Raw genomic sequence first — 4117 nt, forward strand, 5'->3', positions numbered from 1 at the left:
CTTTTTATACTCCCGCTTGGCCTTGGCCTGTGCCATTACGCCCGCAAAGCCCACCCGGCGCAGGGTGGCAAAAAAGATGAAAAGCCCGCAGGCTTTTCAGAACCCCAAAATTAAAAATATTCTTTCCGCTGAACATGGCTAGAGCGCAGCGGAAGCCATTCTAAATCGTCTTACCCCCGGTTCGCCCGCTCGATCAGGGTGCGGATGTGGTGCGCCAGCATCTCCACGGCGGTGCTGTTCTCGCCGCCGTTGGGCACAATGATGTCCGCGTTGCGCTTGCTGGGCTCTACAAAGGCTTCGTGCATCGGCTTGACCGTGGTAAGGTACTGGTCGATCACGCTGTCCAGGCTGCGCCCGCGCTCCTTTACGTCCCGCAGGATGCGCCGCAGGATGCGCTCGTCCGCGTCCGTGTCCACAAAGATCTTGTAGTCGAACAGGGCGCACAGCTCCGGCTCTACAAAGGGCAGAATTCCCTCCACGATCAGCACCGGGGCGGGCTCGATGTGCTGCACCTCGTTGCTGCGGTTGTGGTTGGAGTAATCGTACACCGGGCAGTCGATGGCGCGTCCGGCCTTCAGCTCCTGCAAATGGTAGATGAGCAATGCGTTGTCGAAGGCGTCCGGGTGGTCGTAATTCAGCTTGCAGCGCTCTTCAAAGGGCAGCTCATCGTGGCGCTTGTAGTAGCTGTCGTGGGAGATCAGCCGCACCTCGTCCTCCCCAAAGCGCTCCTTCAGCCGCAGCGCAAGGGTGGTCTTGCCGCTGCCCGAGCCGCCCGCGATGCCAATGATCAGGTTGTTCATGATGCAAACTCCTTCTGTACAAAATCTGCCGGTTTCTGTGGAAAAACCGGTCGGAATCGATTATAATAGACTTGTATATGCTCTGCTGCCGCCCGGCAGCAGTTCTTCCCCTTTATCATAGCACAAAATGTGTCATTTGGACAGGGCTTGCAGGCTATCCTCCGACACATTCCAAAAAAAGGACGGTCAAAATGTCAAAAGAAACATTGCAGCACACCATGAGAAGCAAGGTCCGGGTATTTGAGGACGGCGGCATCCGTCTGCTCCGTAAAGGCCAGAAAGGGCTCATCCATGCCATCTTCAGCCGCTTTGGGCTGGTGCTGGTGCTGCTGGTGCTGCAATTCGGGGCGCTCTTCAGCCTGATGCGCTGGTTCAGCGACCTGCTGCCCCATTACTTGGGCGGCACCTTGCTGGTCACGGCGGTCATGATGGTCTACCTGCTCAATCAGGACATGAACAACAGCGTGCGCATCCCGTGGCTGGTGGTCACGGCGCTTGCCCCGGTGCTGGGCGTGCTGCTGTTCTGCTACACCAAGGAGGATGTCGGTCACCGGATGCTCAAAAAGCGCCTGCTGGAGCTGGAGGGGCAGACCCGCAGTCAACTGCCGCAGAACAAAAAGACGGGCAAGGCGCTGGATGCCGACTGCCCCGGCGCGGCCTCTCTGGCGCAGTACCTGCGCGGACGGGGCGGCGGCTTCCCGGTGTACGAAAACACACAGGTGACCTATTTTCCCAGCGGAGAAGCCAAGTTTGCTGCGCTGCTGCCCCAGCTGGAAAGCGCCACCCAGTACATTTTTCTGGAATACTTCATCATCGACGAGGGTTTGATGTGGGGGCGCATTTTGGAGATACTGGCACGCAAGGCCGCGCAGGGCGTGGATGTGCGGGTAATGTATGACGGCACCTGCGAGTTCTCCACCCTGCCCCGGGACTACCCCAGACGGCTGGAAGCGCTGGGTATCCGCTGCAAGGTGTTTGCGCCGGTCACGCCCTTTGTTTCCACCCACTACAACTACCGCGACCACCGCAAGATCCTTGTCGTGGATGGCCGCGTGGGCTTTACCGGCGGCGTGAATCTGGCCGACGAGTACATCAACCACGTTGAAAAATATGGCCGCTGGAAGGACGCCGCCGTCATGCTGGAGGGCGAGGGCGTGCGCACCATGACCGCTCTGTTTTTGCAGATGTGGAGCATCCAGCGCGAGCCGGAGTTTGCGCAGTTCCTCACCCGCCCCCTCCCGGAAACGCAGGCCAACGGCTTTGTCATCCCCTACGGCGACTGCCCGCTGGATGGCGAGCGGGTGGGCGAGATGGTGTACATCGATTTGCTCAACCGCGCCCGGCACAGCGTACATATCATCACGCCCTACCTCATTCTGGACGGCGAGCTGGAGACCGCCCTGCGCTTTGCCGCAGAGCGCGGCGTGGATGTGCACCTGATTTTACCCGGCAAGCCGGACAAGTGGTTTGCTTATGCGCTGGCTAAGACCCATTACCTGCCACTGCTGTCCTCTGGTGTAAAGATCAGCGAGTGGGTGCCCGGCTTCACCCACGCCAAGGTGATGATCATGGACGGGCAGGAGGCGGTCGTGGGCACCATCAATCTGGATTACCGCAGTCTGTACCACCACTTTGAAAACGCGGTCTGGATGCGCGGCGTGGACTGCCTGCCCCGTATTGAAGCTGATTTTCAGGATACGCTGGCACAGTGCCGCACAGTAGAGCCTACCCGCCAGAGCGTCTGGCAGGGCAAAAAACTGCTGCATCTGGTGGGCATGGTACTCAAGTTCATCGCCCCGCTGATCTAAACGAAAAAACGCCCCGGAAACGTTTTCAAACGTTCCCGGGGCGTTCTTTGCTTATGCTTTTGCGCCTGCCGGCACTTTCTTTTTTTTCAGGGTGGAGGGCATCGCCTTCAGCGGGTCGCCCACCACATGATGATAGACCTCCTCGTAACGGTCCAGCATCACCTCGTACTCGAAATTTGTATGGATGTACTGGATCTGCTGCTGCCGCATTGCGTCCGGGTACTCCTGTGCGCATTCCCGCTCCAGCGCCCGTGCAAGGTCGTCCGTATCCTCCGGCGTAAAGGCCGCACCGTAAATGTCGGTCACGACCGTATTCTCGGGGATATCGCTCACCAGACACCGTGCACCGATGGACAGCGCCTCCAGCAAAGAAAGGGAAAGTCCCTCGGTGTGGCTGGGCAGAACAAACAGTCCGCAGTTGCTGTAAAGCTCCTTCAGCGGGTCGCCCACCACATAGTCTGTCATGATGATATTGGGGTCATTTTGTGCCTGCTGCTGTACTGTCCTGCAATATTCGCTGTCGTCCAGCGGGCCGACCAGCACAAGCTTTTTCCCTGTCTTGGCCTTGCGGTAGCCCTCCACCAGATCCATCGTGCCCTTTTCCGGCGAGATGCGTCCCACATATAGGATGTACTCTCCCTGCTCCAGCCCATATTTTTCCCGGATCAAACTGCAATCGTGCCTTTCATAAAAGCGGATGGCATTGGGGATCAGAATGGACGCGCGGTCATATTTCTGCAAAAAATAGTTCCATTCCGTCTCCGAAAGCACCACCAGATCATCCGCATATTTTGCGGCGATCCTCTCTCCCAGCTTCATGTAACGGCTTGCAAAGCCGCGCCACTTGTCTACCTTCCAGTTCAAACCGTGCACCGTACATACGGTGTGCTTGCCGAACAGTTTAGCGATCAGCAGCGGTACGCTGGGTCCGATGGCGTGGTAATGTATCACATCATAGCCCCGGAACAGCGCGTCAAAGGTAGCCAGAAAGGAGTAGATCGTGGCATTCAGCGAAGGCTTTTGCAGGGTAAATACCCGCCGTGCGTGAACGCCGTCCACATCGTACACATTATGGTGCTTTTCCAAGCCGCGGTTATACACGGTTACGTCATAGCCACGTTCCACCAGACTTCTGGCCAGCCCGCCGACCATGACCTCTACACCGCCCGAGCGACTTGGAAAATCCTTGTGCCCGATCATCGCCACCTTCAACGTAACTACTTCCTTCCGTTCTGTAATACATCTCTATCAAATCCCATTTTTCATCACAGTATCATATTATTATTGTATCATAAGCATCCCTTAGCTGCAACTAATTCCTATAAAGTATTTTAACAAAATATGAATTTTCAGTTATATCTTGCTCTATTTGTAGGAATTTCATCTTTTACATACTAAAAAACGCTTCAGGAAAACTCCTGAAGCGTTTCTCTAAGTCGGCGACTACCTATTTTCACAAGCCGTTTCCAGCTAACTATCTTCGGCACAAGTAAGCTTAACTTCTGTGTT

General features: G+C 56.2%; 3 protein-coding genes. 1 reads left to right on the forward strand and 2 read right to left on the reverse strand.

Annotation, left to right across the window (positions count from 1 at the left end; all coding sequences use genetic code 11):
- Nucleotides 1–170: 170 nt before the first annotated feature.
- Nucleotides 171–800 carry a uridine kinase gene (udk, locus tag WMO20_RS14200; protein WP_097778425.1) on the reverse strand — a complete coding sequence of 210 codons (630 nt, stop codon included), beginning with the start codon at nt 798–800 and terminating at the stop codon, nt 171–173.
- A gap of 191 nt (nt 801–991) precedes the next feature.
- Here udk and WMO20_RS14205 point away from each other — a divergent pair, with 191 nt between their 5' ends.
- Nucleotides 992–2608 carry a phospholipase D-like domain-containing protein gene (locus WMO20_RS14205; protein ID WP_349187285.1) on the forward strand — a complete coding sequence of 539 codons (1617 nt, stop codon included), beginning with the start codon at nt 992–994 and terminating at the stop codon, nt 2606–2608.
- Between the two features lie 51 nt (nt 2609–2659).
- On the opposite strand, the gene WMO20_RS14210 is transcribed toward WMO20_RS14205, so the two are convergent.
- Nucleotides 2660–3814 (reverse strand): glycosyltransferase family 4 protein, encoded by a 1155-nt coding sequence (locus tag WMO20_RS14210; RefSeq protein WP_349187286.1) that lies wholly within the window; start codon nt 3812–3814, stop codon nt 2660–2662.
- Between the last annotated feature and the right edge of the window lie 303 nt (nt 3815–4117).

Origin of the sequence: Faecalibacterium intestinale (genome assembly GCF_040096575.1) — a bacterium.
Lineage (GTDB): Bacteria > Bacillota > Clostridia > Oscillospirales > Ruminococcaceae > Faecalibacterium > Faecalibacterium intestinale.

Coding starts and splice junctions, on each gene's coding strand:
- udk (WP_097778425.1), bottom strand. CDS start 800: ATGAACAACCTGATCATTGGCATCGCGGGCGGCTCGGGCAGCGGCAAG.
- WMO20_RS14205 (WP_349187285.1), top strand. CDS start 992: ATGTCAAAAGAAACATTGCAGCACACCATGAGAAGCAAGGTCCGGGTA.